General features: G+C 47.3%; 12 protein-coding genes and 2 pseudogenes. 11 read left to right on the top strand and 3 right to left on the bottom strand.

Annotated features, from left to right (window positions below):
- Nucleotides 1-66: 66 nt before the first annotated feature.
- The 4 genes and pseudogenes from KT99_RS03105 to KT99_RS03085 all read left to right on the top strand — a co-directional run.
- Nucleotides 67-231: pseudogene (locus KT99_RS03105) on the top strand (phosphoglycerate dehydrogenase); the annotation flags it as partial.
- Between the two features lie 131 nt (nucleotides 232-362).
- A complete protein-coding gene (gene ygfZ, locus KT99_RS03100) occupies nucleotides 363-1,343 on the top strand; it encodes a tRNA-modifying protein YgfZ (RefSeq protein WP_040571547.1) in 981 nt (326 codons plus the stop codon).
- A 312-nt stretch (nucleotides 1,344-1,655) separates the two neighbouring features.
- The gene (locus KT99_RS03095; RefSeq protein WP_005496928.1) at nucleotides 1,656-2,015 is read left to right on the top strand and encodes a TraR/DksA C4-type zinc finger protein; all 360 of its coding nucleotides are present in this window, start codon (nucleotides 1,656-1,658) and stop codon (nucleotides 2,013-2,015) included.
- A 416-nt stretch (nucleotides 2,016-2,431) separates the two neighbouring features.
- Nucleotides 2,432-2,845, top strand: coding sequence for a group II truncated hemoglobin (locus KT99_RS03085; protein WP_040571564.1), 414 nt, complete (start codon nucleotides 2,432-2,434; stop codon nucleotides 2,843-2,845).
- A 68-nt stretch (nucleotides 2,846-2,913) separates the two neighbouring features.
- Here the strand turns inward: KT99_RS03085 and KT99_RS23185 are convergent, their stop codons facing one another.
- Complete coding sequence (locus KT99_RS23185) at nucleotides 2,914-3,048, bottom strand: hypothetical protein (RefSeq protein ID WP_005496925.1); 135 nt, start codon at nucleotides 3,046-3,048, stop codon at nucleotides 2,914-2,916.
- 243 nt (nucleotides 3,049-3,291) lie between these two features.
- Between KT99_RS23185 and KT99_RS03080 the strand changes: the two genes are divergently transcribed.
- The 5 genes and pseudogenes from KT99_RS03080 to KT99_RS03060 all read left to right on the top strand — a co-directional run bounded on the left by KT99_RS03080 (nucleotide 3,292) and on the right by KT99_RS03060 (nucleotide 8,616).
- Nucleotides 3,292-3,960, top strand: coding sequence for an ABC transporter ATP-binding protein (locus tag KT99_RS03080; protein WP_040571545.1), 669 nt, complete (start codon nucleotides 3,292-3,294; stop codon nucleotides 3,958-3,960).
- A complete protein-coding gene (locus KT99_RS03075; RefSeq protein WP_005496917.1) occupies nucleotides 3,953-6,463 on the top strand; it encodes an FtsX-like permease family protein in 2,511 nt (836 codons plus the stop codon). The genes KT99_RS03080 and KT99_RS03075 overlap by 8 nt, the downstream gene beginning before the upstream one ends.
- Nucleotides 6,460-7,608, top strand: a complete 1,149-nt coding sequence (locus KT99_RS03070; RefSeq protein ID WP_005496915.1) for a lipocalin-like domain-containing protein — start codon at nucleotides 6,460-6,462, stop codon at nucleotides 7,606-7,608. The genes KT99_RS03075 and KT99_RS03070 overlap by 4 nt, the downstream gene beginning before the upstream one ends.
- Before the next feature lie 242 nt (nucleotides 7,609-7,850).
- Nucleotides 7,851-8,036: pseudogene (locus tag KT99_RS03065) on the top strand (chaperone NapD); the annotation flags it as partial.
- Between the two features lie 154 nt (nucleotides 8,037-8,190).
- Nucleotides 8,191-8,616, top strand: a complete 426-nt coding sequence (locus KT99_RS03060; protein ID WP_005496911.1) for a nitrate reductase cytochrome c-type subunit — start codon at nucleotides 8,191-8,193, stop codon at nucleotides 8,614-8,616.
- Between the two features lie 107 nt (nucleotides 8,617-8,723).
- Here the strand turns inward: KT99_RS03060 and KT99_RS03055 are convergent, their stop codons facing one another.
- Nucleotides 8,724-9,380, bottom strand: coding sequence for a Qnr family pentapeptide repeat protein (locus KT99_RS03055; RefSeq protein ID WP_040571543.1), 657 nt, complete (start codon nucleotides 9,378-9,380; stop codon nucleotides 8,724-8,726).
- A gap of 372 nt (nucleotides 9,381-9,752) precedes the next feature.
- Here KT99_RS03055 and KT99_RS03050 point away from each other — a divergent pair, with 372 nt between their 5' ends.
- Nucleotides 9,753-10,016, top strand: coding sequence for a DUF5062 family protein (locus KT99_RS03050; protein WP_005496907.1), 264 nt, complete (start codon nucleotides 9,753-9,755; stop codon nucleotides 10,014-10,016).
- Between the two features lie 477 nt (nucleotides 10,017-10,493).
- Here KT99_RS03050 and KT99_RS03045 read toward each other — a convergent pair whose 3' ends face one another.
- The gene (locus tag KT99_RS03045) at nucleotides 10,494-15,050 is read right to left on the bottom strand and encodes an ATP-binding protein (RefSeq protein ID WP_040571542.1); all 4,557 of its coding nucleotides are present in this window, start codon (nucleotides 15,048-15,050) and stop codon (nucleotides 10,494-10,496) included.
- Between the two features lie 119 nt (nucleotides 15,051-15,169).
- Between KT99_RS03045 and KT99_RS03040 the strand changes: the two genes are divergently transcribed.
- The gene (locus KT99_RS03040) at nucleotides 15,170-16,081 is read left to right on the top strand and encodes a LysR family transcriptional regulator (RefSeq protein WP_005496903.1); all 912 of its coding nucleotides are present in this window, start codon (nucleotides 15,170-15,172) and stop codon (nucleotides 16,079-16,081) included.
- Nucleotides 16,082-16,296: the final 215 nt, after the last annotated feature.

The raw sequence follows: 16,296 nt of genomic DNA, 5'->3' as shown, positions 1-16,296 counted from the left end.
GCACCAGTCTGAGACTAAAAATGAATAGCCCGCATAACGTTATCAATTATGTGGGCTATTTCATTTCAAGCTTTTCTAAAAAGTATCAACATCGCCTGTCAACATCAGTGCCTACAGACCACGGCTGAAATTGGTTATGTGGTGATGGAGGTCGATTCGAATCAAGCCGAAGAGGCACTAGAGCAGCTGAAGGCCATCGAAGGCACAATCAGAACTCGCTTACTGCACTAAACACCAGTCTGAGACTAAAAATGAATAGCCCGTATGATTTTACTCATTATGCGGGCTATTTCATTTCAAGCATTGGCAAATTAGAGTTACAATCAGCTCTTTCCAGCCCGTTTATTTCCTAGGATCATGATATGACTCTTTCAGTTTCTCAGCCCAGTTGGAACTTGAATGACCCAATTCCATCGCTATTCTTCTCTAACTTATCCCACTTGGGACTAATGAGCGTGACGGGTGAACAAGGCCGCAGCTTTATCCATGGACAAGTCACCACAGACATCAGCTCTCTAGAAAATGACCAATGGCGCTGGGGAGCCCACTGCGATCCCAAGGGCAAGATGCTGGCAAGCTTCAGAACCTTCGCCCTCGAAGATGCCCTGATCATGATGATGCCGTCAGATACCTTGGCCCTGGATCTAACACAACTCGCTAAATATGCGGTATTCAGCAAGGCCGATCTGGTCGATGTTACCGACAAATTCTTACTCTTAGGCGTCGCCGGTGAACAGGCACAAGCTTGGGTCAATGAGCGGTTTGGCCCAGCCGACAATACTAGCATAGACAAAGAAGTCACCGTGATTGCTGGTGGCCTGCTGCTTAAAGACAATGACCGTTTCATCATAGTGATGGACAAGGAAGCCGCTGCGCCCTTACTTACCTCTATTAATCAAGAAATAGTCGATGCCACCGCCTGGCAGGCTCTGGAGATCCAATCCGGTTATCCCAACCTGGCCGCCTCACATCAGAGCAAGTTTGTGCCTCAGATGTGCAACTTGCAGGGCATTAATGGCATCAGCTTCCAGAAAGGCTGTTACATGGGCCAGGAAACCATAGCCCGCATGAAGTATCGCGGTGGCAATAAACGCGCCCTGTATATCCTAAGCGGCACCAGTAGCGAAACTGTCAGTCTGGAAACCAGACTAGAGCTCGCCTTAGACGATGGTTTCAAGAAAACGGGTACCATCATCGAACTGGTTCAATCAGGCGATCAAGTCTTACTGACGGCCGTGCTACCTAATGACACGGCAGACAGCGCCAAGCTTAGAATCGCAGGAGATGAAACTTCATCGCTGACGATTAAGCCACTGCCGTATTCGCTTGAAGATGAAAGTTAAGACGAGGAAACTAGGAAACTAGGAAACTAGGAAACTAGGAAACTAGGAAACTAGGAAACTAGGAAACTAGGAAACGAGGAAACTAGGAAACTAGGAAACTAGGAAACTAGGAAACTAGGAAACTAGGAAACTAGGAAACTAGGAAACTAGGAAGAATATGCTGTAAGGCGCACTATAAAAATATGAGTGCGCCTTTTTTATTGTTCTTGTTTAGTCCTTGTTTACCCCTTGTCATCCCCTGCTATACCCACTTGTTTTACGAGAAGAAGTCAGATAATTTAGTCGGTTCTATCCCAAATCGGAGACTGACTCTTGAAACAAGCAGATCTCACCTCAACCGAGAAACAAGAGCTACTCACTAAGCTTAAACATGAACTTAGTGACCTAGAGCAGCAAATAGAATCAATCCACCAACGCAGCGCCCCGGTGCGACTCGACCAGCAAGCGGTTGGCCGAGTATCCCGCATAGACGCGATTCAGCAACAACAGATGGCACAAGCCGGTGAAGTGCTGATGCAACAGCACCTCCTGCGTATCAAGCAGATCTTGCTCGAACCCGAGGAGTATGGCTTCTGTCTCGAATGTGGTGAGAGTATTGGACTCGGTCGGCTCACGATACATGCTATCGCAGAGTTATGTATTCAATGTCAGTCGGAACTTGAGAACCTTTAGGTGGTAAAGGTTTATGGGGTAACTTTGAACGTTACTGGTGCCCATCAGCTTCGCTGTACTGGTCCAAACTTCGTTTGGAATCCCTTCTCCGTCGTAAGGCGCATACTCAAAATCAAGTTAGAAGGTACAGATAAAGTGATGGATTCCGGCCCAAAAGCATTGCCGGAAAGACAATATAAAAAATAAGACTTCAGCCAGCTGGTAGCCAAGGATTCAAGTTTGATATCCACGACTTTCATCCAATATTCCTCGGCTACAAGGCCACACACCTCCAAACAAAGTTTGAAAAAACTTCATACCTACTGGCGATGGCTTCTGCAACAAAGTACGATATTGCACTAAATAAAAAATCAGTGGAATTAGCTCTATAGCAAAAGGCAGTGGAGTTAACCCTACAGCAGATTTCGGCAGAAGTTATGAATTCAAGAAGTTGTGAATATGGGGTTGGTGACAACTCCTACCAAATGGCGGGTGGCTTAGCAGGTTTGACTCGCTTGGTTGATCAGTTTTACCAAAATATGGATGAGTTCTCCTCATCAAAGAAGATCCGGGATATGCACCCTAGTGACCTTACTGATCTCCGTCAGAAACTCGCGTACTTCCTTTCCGGCTGGCTTGGCGGCCCTAAGCTGTATTCTGAGCATTATGGCTCCATCGATATCCCGGCCGCTCATAAACATCTGTCGGTGGGCCATAGAGAAAGTGAAGCCTGGTTGTACTGCATGCAACAAGCCATAGAGAATCAGCCTTACCAAGCCGATTTCAAAGTTTATCTGATGCAGCAGCTAAGGGTTCCGGCAGAGAGAATAAGACAGGGATCAGGCAGCTGATAGTTATACCAATAGGTATTAAAGTTAAAAGTTCTTCGCCAAGGCTTCAGGGTACTGGCGCGGCCTCGCTAACAGCTCGCCACTAAGCCGTTATTAAACGGGGTGATATCTTGAGTCATGCCGTGTAATTGAAAATAACCATCTGGGTAAGGCGTCAATTGTGCCATGCCCTGAGGTGTGCCACGCTCCCCATAAAAATTCATCTCAGGCCATATTCCTGCACTAACACTACCGGGAATTTTAAATTATCCAACTCGACATGCTGAGCAAATTATAGCTTGTACCCCAAGATGTTACCTCTAAGCTAGGCTGATGATTAGTGCAGCTCTTGGCTCTGTAAAGGTCAGCGGATCCAGGTTGAAAATGATGTATGATTCGGTATGATCACTGACTATTGACTCATAGTTTTGACCCATAATGGAATTAGCCTTGGCGATTGGAGCCTTATGACAGAACAGATAGTGCAACTGCAAGGGATCAGCAAACAGTTTATCGATGGAGGAGTCAGTCACAAGGTCCTCGACCGACTCGACCTGCTGCTCACCCAAGGTGATACGATTGCGCTCACAGGTGCCAGCGGGAGTGGCAAGAGCACCTTGCTTAATCTGATCGCCGGATTTGAACGCCCCGATGCTGGCTCCCTTAGCCTGCTGAGCGAAAACACCACACCATGGAACGACAGTCACTGGAGTCATTTCAGGCAGGTTTATTTAGGCGTGGTCTTTCAACAATTTAATCTGCTGACCCCGCTTAATGTCGAAGATAACATTGCCTTCCCACTCAGGCTCAATGGCTTAGATTGGAACACTTGGTGCGATCATCTGGTCGATAGCTTAGGTCTGAGGCCATTACTCAAGCGTCATGTCGAAGCCTTATCCGGTGGTCAACAGCAGCGAGTCGCCATCGCCCGGGCTCTGGCCCATAAACCCAGACTCCTGTTAGCCGATGAGCCCACAGGCAACTTAGATCAGCTCGCCAGCTTAGAGGTGATGAAGCTCTTGTGTGAACTGGCAAGAGAGCAAGACACCGGCATAATTATGGTCACCCACAGCATGGAATGCGCCGAGTTTATGCGGCGGCGTTGGCATCTGGATAATGGCCAGATCCATGAGTAATACCAAACTCATTCGCATGACCCGGCTCTGCCTTGAGGTCTTCTTCGGCCATTATCGCCAAGCCCCTCTGCAGGCTGGCGCCATCAGTATCGGTATTATACTGGCTGTCACCTTGTTGATCGGGGTTCGCACCACCAATGAAAACGCCATTCAGAGCTACAGCTCTGCCACCGAGCTACTGAGCCAGCAAGCCAAATGGTCTGTCATTCCGCCACTTGGCAGTCAGCGTCTGGATGAAAACCTATACTTCGATATGCGCGCCGACGGTTTCAGCAATAGCCTGCCAGTCTTGCAAGGCGTGGCCAGCGACTCGAAAGGCAAACGTTGGCGCATTCAGGGCAGCGACCTTATGGCCGCCCTCACCTCTTTCCCTGGCTCCGCTTCTCAAGTAAATAGTCAAGCCAGAGCTAAAGCTGGCGGCGGGCTGTTCTCGTTAAATATTCCCATAGGAGATATCTTATCCGGCGCGCCCCTAGTACTGACCAGTAAATCATTGGCAGAACAGATCTCCCAAGACGGTGACTTAGTACTCGGGGGGGTGAAGATAACTGTCATAGCCTTAGATGATGCCAGCAATTTGGGATCGGATATCTTAATGGATATCTCTCTGGCTCAGCGCATACTCAAGCGGCCCAATGAACTCAGCTATATCGCCCTCTTCTCTGACGTAAGCAGTAATAAGAGTCATTTAGAGCGGCTTATTGGCAATCGAGGCATGTTAATTGAGAGTGATAATGGCGAGGGCCTCACCGCCCTCACCGAGAGCTTTCATCTTAACCTGACCGCCATGAGCCTGCTGGCCTTCGTGGTCGGCCTGTTTATCGCCTATAACGGGGTTCGCTATAGCTTACTCAAGAGACAGAGGTTACTGACACAACTTCAACAACAAGGCATAGCCAAGGCCCCCTTGATGTTGGCTCTGTGCATCGAGCTTCTGCTCTTGGTCATAGTCGGTTCTATCATAGGGTTTATGCTGGGATTGCAGCTCAGTCACTGGCTGCAACCTATGGTATCGGTCACATTGGAGCAGCTTTATGGCGCGAAGATATTTCCGGGTCACTGGCAATGGAGCTGGTTGTTTCAGGCCATAGGCCTGACTTTTCTCGCCGCTCTAGCAGCCTCAGCGTCATTATTCATTCAGCTAATCCGTCAGCCTCTGGCCGGGAATTCGGGTCACTTCACTCAGCAAAAAAGTGCCGATAAGATCTATCGATATCAATTATTCATTGCCATCACACTCGGATTAGTGGCATCAATATTACTGCCTTTTAGCCAAGACTATCGCTACACCATGATCCTGCTTGGCCTTGTAGTCATCGCCATTCCCTTAGCCCTGCCTTGGTCTCTGGCATTTATGGTCAACCAGCTGCTAAAGGTGACACCTAAGGGTTTATTACATTATCAGGTCGCCGAGACCAAGGAGCTAATCGCCCCCCTATCGCTGGCCATGATGGCCATGTTACTGGCGCTGACAGCCAATATATCCATGAACACCTTAGTGGGCAGCTTCGAGAGCACCTTGAAAAACTGGCTCGATGCCAGACTCCACGCCGAGCTCTATATCAGGCCTGCATCGAGTCAGATGGCCGAGGTTGAATCCTTTTTGAAAAAGCACAAAGATGTGGATGCCCTCTATAAACACTGGTACCTAAGCAGTAAACAAGACCAGCTGCCGATCAATATTGTCACTCGAGATAAACAGTCCTTAGCCGAGACTACCGTTTTTAAAGAGACGGTCGAAAATATGTGGCCAGCATTTTTTGCTAATAAACTCGTGCTGATCAGCGAGCCACTCGCCATCAAGTTAAATCTCGAACTAGGGGACGGCATTGACTTACAGGCTCTGCCAAATGATCACTTTACCGTGGGCGGTGTGTTCTACGATTACGGCAATCCCTACGGCGAGGTCATCATCTCCCCGGAGACTTGGCAAGCCAATGGATTTCCACAGGCACCCCTGAGCCTGGCCATAAACGTTGCCGGAGACACAGACAAATTCAAACAAGAGCTACAGCAGGCATTCTCTATACCCGATGCCATGATATTCAGCCAGGAAAAGATTAAACAGCAGGCGATCATCATGTTTAAGCGCACCTTCTCTATCACTCAGGTATTAAATAGCTTGACCCTACTCGTGGCGGCCATCGGCTTATTTAGCGCCTGCTTCATGCTGACCCAAGCGAGAATGGCCCCCATGGCCAGGCTCTACACCCTGGGGGTCAATCGCCGTCAGCTGACCACTCTCGTCTTCGGTCAGATGTTGATTATCGTGTTGTTTACCTGCCTGGTAGCCCTGCCAATGGGCGCTATTTTAGGTTATCTGCTGATCAATAAGATCACCCTACAAGCCTTCGGCTGGAGTATCGCCATGGAATGGGACTGGCTCGCCTATGGCCAAGTGGTCTTACTGGCACTGGTCTCCAGCTTGTTGGCCGTGGCTTTCCCTCTATATAGGCAAACCAAACGCCCGCTAATATCCAGCCTGCAGAGGGAAGTGATATGATGCCGAAACAAATACTGCTCGTGCTAACACTCTGCGCGCTGACGATCACCACGCTTACTGCCTGCTCTAAGCCATCGACGCTTACATCTACACCTAGCTCTATGGCAAGCCTGTTAGGCGATAATGCTGCTGGCTATACGGTCGTTGATAAACAGAGGAGAATAAGCTTTCCCGAAGATCATCTGTCTCACGATGATTTTCGTCAGGAGTGGTGGTACCTCACGGCGAATTTAGAGACTGATGAGGGTGAACAATTGGGGCTGCAATGGACTCAGTTTCGTGTCGCCCTGTCTCCAAAAAAATCGCCTGAGAAATCCTCTGAAAAATCAGCGTCACACACTAAGCTCACCGATTCAGGCTGGGCCAGCAAGCAAATTTTTATGACCCATGCGGCCATCACCACTGAAACTTCACACCTTGCCGAAGAGAGATGGTCGAGGCGCCATCCAAGACTGGCCGATGTCTCAACCGATCCCCTCACCATAAAGATAGATGACTGGCAGTGGACCGGTACAGGAGCAGACCTGTTTCCCGCCACACTTAAGGTCAATGCCGAAAAATTTAGCTATCAGTTAACGCTGGAAACGAGTGCGCCCTATCAGCTCCAGGGTGAGAATGGTTACAGCATTAAAAGCGCCGACGGTTCTGTGGCCTCCCATTATTACAGCCAACCTTTTATCCAGGTTTCAGGCACTGTGGCTATCGATGGAGTAGATCATAAGGTCAGCGGCGATGCCTGGCTAGACCGAGAGTGGAGCTCGCAGTTTCTCAACAAGACACAGGCTGGCTGGGACTGGTTCGCCCTTAGATTAGCAGGAGGGTCAACTTTGATGCTGTTCCAGCTGAGAGGACAGGACAAACCTAGCTTCTATAGCGGCCGCAGAATGTTTGCCGATGGCAGCGGCCGTAATATAGCCTCCAAAGATATCCAGCTACAAGTAGCAAATTGGCATGAAATAGACTCAGTTTCCTACCCTGTTGCGTGGAATATTTCGATACCCTCTGAAAATATTGATATTCGCACCGAGGCACTCAATCCAGATGCAAGAGTGCCCTTAAGTATCAGCTATTGGGAAGGGCCGGTCATTGTCTCGGGGAGCCATAGAGGTGAAGGCTATATGGAACTGACAGGATATGAGCATTGACTAAATTATCTCGGTTCGTCCAGCTTTGATAATTAAGGGCTTGCTCATGAATATGGCTACTTATTAAACTGGGAGTTAGATCACATCGAAAAAGATGATCTTGATCTATAAATAGATCCAATATCTCTTGTTAGGTATACCCACAATTATTTTATGGTCTAAACTCGCTGCATACTTTGACAGTTAGCTCTCCAAAACCCGTCCTCGCAGCTATCTGTCTCTAATTGAAGGTAAACGAGCCGATGAGTCAGGAGTACCATATTACCAGCCTAGTCGTGCATGCTGCACCTAAGGCCATTTCTCAGGTTGAATCTCAAATCTATGCACTCACTGGCACGGATATCCATGCCGTTACCGAGCAAGGTAAGTTTGTGATCACCTTAGAGGGTGAAACCCAGACATCTATTCTAGATAACGTCGAAACCATATAAGGCGTGCTTAATAGCAACCGGATCTACCACCAGATCGATAACGTAAAATCGAATAAGCATTAAGTTTAATTAAAAATTACCGTCAAATTCAACAATAGAGATTCATCGACCTACACAGAGGACGGGCGCTTGCTCGTCCCTAGGAGATAAAATGAAAAAATTACTTACTGCCGTCGCCATGTTATTTATGCTCAATGCATGCTCGGGACAACAAGCAAACACTCAAGCCGATCCGGTTAATATCACCTCTCTCGGGCAATCAGAGATCACTGAAGTGCGCGCCGCCGATGTAATACCAACTTACCCCAAGCGCGGTAAGTCCATCGAACGTACGTTTGTGCATCAGCCCCCCTTGATCCCCCATAAGGCGCAATACCCGATCAACCTCAAGAAAAACAGCTGTATGAACTGCCACAGCCCAGCGAAAGCTAAGCGCATGAAAGCGACTGAGATAGATGTATCTCACCTGCTTGCCGATAGTAAACTGAACAAGCACTACTACAACTGTACCCAGTGCCATGTTCCTCAAGCTGATAACAAGCAGCCGCTAGTCGATAATGATTTCTCGGCTAAATAGGCTAGAAGTTGCGAGTTGCGAGTTGCGAGTCATAAACTGTAAAGCATGAAGCTTAAAAGCAAAAACCATCTTTCGAGGTGGTTTTTTATTAACGTATTTCTAGCTGGCTAGTCAGGTCCAACAATCAATCCAAGAGGCTCGAGTAACTGTTCCTGCTGCCACATGCAGATTTTAACGCCGCTCAGATCCACCTTTCTCGGATCTAAACCATATAGTTCTGTATGAGAAAGATCGCACTCCCTTAGATTAAACTGACCCCAAGCGTCACTGGAAAACTCACCTCGACTCAAATCAGAGCCCTTAAACGAAGCTCCATACAGATTTGCGCCTGTCCATTTGTTTTCAAATAGATCGCACTTCTCAATACATTGCCGCTCAAAATTAGCGTAAGACAAGTTGCACCCCGTCATATATACAGAGCAAAAATACACTTGCCTGCTTATCTGATTAGCAAAACGTGTCTTGAGAAAGTTAGCCCCTTTCAAGTCGCAATTCCTAAATTCGGCGCCGAAGCAATTAGCACCTTTGAAATTAACCATAGATAACTGACAATCTTTAAAGCTCGCATCTTGTAAATTAGCGTACTCAAAACCACAACCACTCTCAGCACCTTGCTCTATAAAAGAACAATCGACAAAATGACTTTCACCGAGATCAGTATGGTTAAAATTACAGCTATAAAATTTACACTGCTCAAAATGTGAATCACTCATATCCTGATGACTAAAGTTGACCCCTTCGAACACCACATTTTTTCTATTCAATTAACGCCTCTGCTACATCAGACCAGTTACCAAAACCCAAGGCTAACACTCACAAGCCAAGAAACCAATAAAAATAAACACAGCAAAAACAATTAGTTACAAGCTGCCAGATTGAAGGCTTTAAGGCGTCAAACAGCTCTGTAGACCTTATTGAAATTTATCGAGTGTCAGCTGAGGCCAAGAAAAAAGTTTAACTCAACCTAAGAGCTTACAGGGAGTCGAGCATAGGAGATTGAAGACAAGATGATATACAGATTTAACCAGATAGAAGTTCCTAGGATCTATGAGTTGAAACGTGAAACCTCTCCTTGCTATATCATTCAATTCAGGTAATTTGATTAAAAGACCAATACACCTTTTGAGAGACCTCATATGAAGCAAGGTAAACATGACCCACAACTGCTAAAACTCGCCATGGAAATAGGCGTAGGCTATGCTAAGAAGCGTGGATTTGACGATTTCGGCAAAGGAATTTCACCAAAAGATAAAGTCGAATGCATCTATCGCTTGCTCGTTACCGATAAGCTCATTCAACCCCTAGCAGTCGATAAAGAAGACGGGCCAAATATGAAACACAAATTGGTTTTATGGATTAGTAGACAACTTCCCGAAGATCATGAACTGTTAAACGAGTAAGCACACTATCTCAACTCGTTTATCGATAGCATCTTAATCCCTAGCTAAGATATAGTCTCCGCGTCGCTCCTAGGACAAGAATCCGGCCTGTAGCATCTTCGATGGAACCTAGGCAGCAAAATATGACAGTCCTGACTAGGTCTTATCTCTTCAAACTTATTGGTGATGCTATTTAACGGAGAATTTAACGTCTTATAAACAATAAAAGACACAAGAACCGCTGTCACCACAGTTAATAATGCCAACATCCAGGCCTTACGGCGGCATCCTTGGCGTTATGATGAATAAATACCTCATTAGGCAATATCTTAAGCTGACCTAGAAACCGGCTCATTTCTCTCAACTTCTTCAAAATTCAAACTGCTGCGGATGATCATGGGCGCGGGCGTGAGCATAAAAAAATCCCCATCACATGTGACGGGGATCAATATTTTTAATTGCGATTAAAGCGCATGCATTGCAATGCGCGATAAAGCATTAGCTCTCGACAGGCGATACCACAAACAACAGGTCACCTTGAGACACTTGCTGACCATTGCTGTTAAGCACACGCTCGATACGATACTTCTTATCTTCAGGATACAGAACCGCATCAGGACGATTATAACCAGCCAAACTAAGCTGTGAAAACATCTTCATCGCTTCTGTAAGCGCTAAAGTCTGACCCACAGTAACTATGTCACCTTCTTTAACGAAATCAGCCTCACCAGGCGCTGGAGAGGTGTAGAAGATACCCGCGCCTTGTGCCATCACTTTCAGCTCGTTACTCTCACCGACGCGCAGTGAAGCTGTGTCGACGCCGACAGTTTCCGCAGCGGCTTCCATCTCGGCAATCAACTCAGGTACGTCTAGCTCGGCCATCAGGCGAGGCAAGTAGTTAGTGTCATATACGCCTTCGTTGAAGGTGCTATCTTTCAAGATGCGAGTCAGTAGTGGAATGTTAGTCGCAATCCCTTTAATGACTACATGGTCGGCGAGATAATCGTGCAGCTTGTTAATCACATCTTCACGACTCTCACCACGGCAGATGATCTGGGCGATCAAGCTATCATAGTAAGGTGAAACCTCTTTACCCGCCTCTGCGATAGAGATGATCTCTATGTCATCACGTTCAGGCATCACGTATTCGGTGATCATACCAGGATGAGGTAACAGCTGAAGCACACCATGGTTGTCCAATGCAGCCTTCTCGGCAGTGACACGAACTTCGATGGCGTAACCCTTGTCTTGTGGCTCCAGAGATTCGATCGAGCGACCCGCGGCAATATCGAAACCTGCACTCACAATATCGATGCCTGATGTTGCCTCGGTAACCGGATGCTCAACCTGAAGACGAGTGTTCATCTCCATAAAGTAGACTTCGTTAGTGTCTAAGTTATAGATGAATTCAACCGTGCCTGCGCCCATGTAATCTGTTGCATTACCAAGATCGAGAGTATATTGAAGTACCTTATCTTTCAGCTCAGGCGGCAACATGGTCGAACCCGACTCTTCGACAACCTTCTGGTTGTTACGCTGAACGGAACAGTCGCGGATACCCAATACCTTAGTATTGCCAAACTTATCACGCAGAAGCTGTACTTCGATATGACGCAGTGAAGTGACATACTTCTCTAGATAAAGGTCGCCATTACCAAATGCCGCAGCCGCTTCGGTAGCAGTCTGTTGGAACAGGCTGATCATGTCTCCTTGACGCTCAACGACCTGAATACCTTTACCGCCACCACCTTGTACCGCCTTAAGCAGAACCGGATAGCCGATTTCATTTGCTACGTTTACCGCTTGCTCTGCATTGCTCAAGATACCGTGACTACCTGGAACGACGGGAACACCATTGTCCTGGGACGTCTTAATCGCATTAGACTTGTTACCCATGGTCGTCATGCTGTGAACACTCGGTCCGACGAAGTTAACGCCGTTATTGACACAAAGCGCGGCAAATTGAGGGCTTTCAGATAGGAAACCTATACCCGGATGCAGGGCATCGACATTTTCATATTCGGCCACTTTAAGCACAGAATATGCGTTGAGGTAACTCTCATCTGAGGTGTTACCACCGATACAAACAAGTTTGTCGTTGCCTGTAAGCATATCGGCAGGCACAGAGGTCATGTCCGGATCCGATGCCACTAAAACAACATCGATGCCGTTATCATGGGCCTTACGAATTAGCTTAACCGCAGTACAACCACGAGCATGAATCAATAGCTTCTTGATAGGCTTCATGAGTTCACGAGGGTCGTCCTGAACTATCTCTTCATCGGCAGCCATCATCTCAGGCACTAAAGTTGAAAGCGCATTAGCAATCACATCTTCAATCTGAGCCGTTGGCTTAGGCATCAGAGGGTCGATACTGCTCAGCTGGTCGTCGATGGTGTCGCTGAATGGGTTAGTCACCAAGGCATTCATCGCACCCGGCACTTTCGACAAGTAGTTCGACAGAGTCGCTGTAGACGGCAAGTACGCCGGCACGACCATCTGACCCGCGAACGGCATGTTAGTACCCGATAGGTAATAGGTTTGCACTAACGGATGAGTCACAAAACTCGCCTGTGCTCCACCGGTACAGTCACCAAAACCAAACATAAGTACAGGTAGCTCGTTATCACGAATGAAGCGAGTAATACGGTCGTTGACCACCGCCATAGAGAAGAGTGCAGCCGCGCCTTCTTTGGTCTGCATACCACTTGAACTGATGAAACAGATGACAGGAAGCTTACGTTTAGCACACTCAATCAATAGTGCACTGAACTTCTCGGCGCTGGCCATATCAAAAGCCCCCGCCTGGAAGGCAATGTTTGAAACGGCAACACCGACACGCATCTGTTGACCGTTACGCTCGAAATCCGCCATGCCGGTGATGAGACCACAAGGACGAATGCCTTTATCCAGCGCATCTTCGATGGAAAGACGGAACCCTGGGAAGTTAAGTGAGTTGGCCGACATCTTATCGCCATTGATCTCATCGAAACCGGTGAAGAACTTAGCGATAACGCTCTCCCAACCCATCTTACCGGCACGCTTATCATCACGTAGTACCTTCTGGATCAAGAGGTCCTGATAGCCCATGGTGAGACGGTTCCAGAAATCTTTGCGGCGACCGATACGCACAGGGTTGATTGCACCTGTGTATTCACCACTTTCTTCTTCACTATCGAAATACTCAGGTAATAGGCGTTCGAAGAAGTAAGTCAAGATAACGAACAGGCTGTCGTTTAGCTGAGGGAAACCAACACTCTTCCACTGTTCAGTCTTAGTCAGTAGCTCTGCTCGATTCGACTGACTCATAAAATACTTGAGCCACTTGTAAAATTTACTCTTATCCTTGGCCGTATCTTGAGTCGACAATGCACGGTCAATTGAGCTGTGTAGCAGGTTATCAACCGATGCACGTGACAAACTTTTAGACATCATGGCTTCTTTAGCGATAGAGGCTAAGTTGCCAACGACATTGTCATAAAGCGCGTTGAAGATAAGGATGTTGTGACACTGCCAGATAAAGTCTTCGCGGAGTTCGTCGTGAACAACTACATCCAGCACAGTGAGCTTATTAACCTCAGGCCAATCTGCCTGAGTCACTTCAGATGGCAGAGTCTCCAAATACTGAATCAAGCCTTTGAAGTTATTCTCGGCATTGCCTTTCCAACGGTGAAACAGAGACCAACTGATATTGAAGATAAGCGCCTTACGGGCTTTCTTATAGTTCTCTTTCGGCTCACCTAAGATCAAACGAGTCAGCATATTACGTTCGGTAGAAACCTCATCACGTTTAGCGGTGAAGTTAACCCAGAGCTTGTTTAGCTCTTCATCATAAACCAGCTTATCCGGGTTAGATAGCCAAGACTGGAACACGCGGTCCTGCTCTTGCTGAATACGCGCGAGTAGGTCACCTTCAGGCACACTCACCTTAGACAGGCGACCATATTGCTCCTGAGAGATCGAATGGATACGATTACGTAGCGTCAGGTAACGCAGGTAACGGTATGCGCAACCGAACAGGTTCAGGTGCATAGTTGGGTTGTTTGCTACCGCAAGCTCGGCGTGATGCTCTAATGCCTGGAGGCTCTTGGACGGATTCAGGAAACGCGCCAAACTGCGATCATAATGCTCACGCAAGTCTTTCGATTCTCTCACAAACTGCACGGCGGCATTTTCAACGGCTTCGATACTGCTGATGATAGCGCGGCGAAGGTTATGTTGACGCTCATCTTTATCCGTCGGAGAAAAATCGATGATGCCGTCGATACAACCTGAGGTATATAGCTCTTCAGGTGCAACACCCACAGATTTAGCACATTCTTGCCAAGACAAATTGTACTTACGGGCGATGCTCTGCAGACCCTGAGGTTGAATGGTGTTGAAGATACCATCACGCAGTGACAATAAGATGTTAGCCGAAGCGAGGGGGATAGCACCACCGGAATAACCGGCACCGATCACGATACCTATGGTAGGCACATCGACGTTAACACTCTCGGCAATCGCCTTAGAGATACTGTGAGCCTGATTCTGACTGTTAGCCACCTCCCCCGCATCGGCACCTGGAGTATCGATTAGATAGATGATAGGCATAGACAGTTCTGCAAACTTGCGAATGGCCTTACATGCAGCCAAGTGATGCTCTGGCATCCAGGCGCCGTTATTAGTGGTTCGTTCCTGCGCAATAAAACCGATACGACGAGTGCGAATGCCGAAGTTCAATTCGATCTCGGCACTATAAAAAGGCCCCTGATGGGTTTCGGCAATAAGTTTGCCTTTAAGATCGGCAATCACACGCTTAGCACCGGCGCGATTTTTATCTAATGTGGGTTGAATCACCTTAGTGACGTAACCGTCTACATCGAGTTGCTCTAACTCTTTTAAATTAGCTTGAATAGTATCTTCACCCAAGAGACCCTTGATCTCTTCGGCTAGGCTCTGTTTACTGTGTTCAGGAAACAGTGAAAAGTCTTGTGCCAGATGTTCTGCTTTCAGAAAAAGCGGGTCGGCAGATTGAGCCTGAGTCTTGTTTGTGGGCTGATTATTGCTGGTCATCATTGATCCTCTGCTTAGCCTCTAAAATTTTTAGCGAGTAAATATAACTTTGTTAAGGTGTCAAATGCCATTAAACTAGGATAGACACTTTGTTCCATATTTGAGACAGTGATAAAAACATGCCCGATCTTAACGGTATGATGCTGTTTGCGGCGGTAGTGAGAGCCAAAGGCTTCTCTCAAGCGGCCCGCGAAACAGGCATACCAAAATCAACCATAAGTCGTAAGGTTGCTCGATTAGAAGAGCAGTTAGGCGTACGTTTACTGCAGCGAGATACTCGAAACTTGAGTCTCACTCAGGTAGGTGCGCTCTTTTATCAGCATTGCATCAGCATTCGTGACGAAATAGAGGCAGCCAAGGCCACCATAGAAAACACCAATAACCATGTTTCCGGATCCCTGCGCATCGCGATTCCCGTCTCATTCAGTCAAGAACTTATCGCCAACCTATGTAGCAGCTTTATGCGTCTCTACCCGAATGTAGAGCTGGATGTCCAGTTTACCGACAGCGAAGTGAGTCTGGTAGGCGAAGGCTATGATATTGCAATCAAGTATGGCCCACTGCAATCTTCCGACTTGGTCGCCCGCCTTTTGTTCGAACGTAAGCCTATTTTAGTCGCCAGCCCAGGTTACCTGAAGGCCAATGGCACTCCGGCCACACCACAAGAATTAGCCAATCATCATGGTATCTTACTGGGTACCTCACGCTCTGCGCCCATCTGGCCCCTGGGAAAAGGCAACAGAAAAACCATGGTCAGCTTCAAACGTAAAGTCCGGGTCAACAGCGCCGTGATGGTAAAAAAACTGGTTCAGGATGATTTTGGCATCGCCATGTTATCTAACTCGGTATGCAAAAATGAGCTGGCCAGCGGCTCCCTGGTGCCAATCCTGCAAGAATGGCCCATCGAGGCATTTAAAATCTATGGTGTTTACTCTAGCCGACGACAACTCGCCACCAACATCAGTGTATTCTTAGACTTCTTCACCAAACGCTTCAGCAATCAGGAATCACTGCAATCCTTGATGATGTAAGTTTAAAAGCAGCTATAAGCTCAAGATAGAGCATAGCAAGCGGTAAGTTATAAGCCAGAGACAGAGCAGAGAAAGCGGTAAGTAAAAGCTAAGTGTTCACCAAGATTCAGGTCAGCAGCTAGCTGCTTATACAGGTTTAGAACGGCGAGTGAAACTTGAAGAAATCTATTTTACTTAAAACTTACAACTTAAAACTTATCGCTTATGACTTATGC

It is taken from the genome of Shewanella benthica KT99 (assembly GCF_000172075.1).
Lineage (GTDB): Bacteria > Pseudomonadota > Gammaproteobacteria > Enterobacterales > Shewanellaceae > Shewanella > Shewanella benthica_A.
This window is presented reverse-complemented; position numbering and strand designations above follow the sequence as displayed.